This window comes from Undibacterium sp. SXout7W, from assembly GCF_049339385.1.
Lineage (GTDB): Bacteria > Pseudomonadota > Gammaproteobacteria > Burkholderiales > Burkholderiaceae_D > Undibacterium.
Genome location: NZ_JBMPPF010000078.1, coordinates 1 through 458, shown reverse-complemented (window position 1 = coordinate 458; position 458 = coordinate 1). Strand labels below are relative to the sequence as shown.

At 52.0% G+C, this 458-nt stretch carries 1 protein-coding gene; it reads left to right on the top strand.

What is annotated here, in order from left to right; all coding sequences use genetic code 11:
* Nucleotides 1-39: 39 nt before the first annotated feature.
* A partial coding sequence (locus ACO0LB_RS20560; protein ID WP_423052566.1) for a hypothetical protein occupies nt 40-458 on the top strand: 419 nt, incomplete at its 3' end.

Here is a 458-nt window from a genome sequence, read left to right as displayed (position 1 = left end):
GGGCGTGACTCAGCTCGCGACACCACGCGCGCGCTTGTTATGGCATCTCTTGTCTCCGGAGGCAAGTTGACTGCAGAAACAGCGCTCAAATATACTGACCCTGCTTCGGTCCCCGGCAAGAAACTCCTGAGATGTGCGAATCGTGCTGAACAGTGCACTGTGACCGCTCCCTACATGATGTTTGTCCATTCACAGTACGACATCACTTTGGAGCAACTCGGTGCCATGTTCGACGCTCATCGTACTATTAAGGCGTACAGTGTGATGAATTTTGTGCCTGACATTTTCATCTCTTCGCAGGGAACCGTTGCGTCACTCGGACTGACCTACCACAAAGAAGGTGACGATGTAGTCTTCTCTTTCGTCGGGGACTCGTCCATGAACTATCGTCATAATCTCCACACGCTGCTCAAGACCTACACGGCGCAACACATCATTTCTCCTTCGGGCGTGATGTA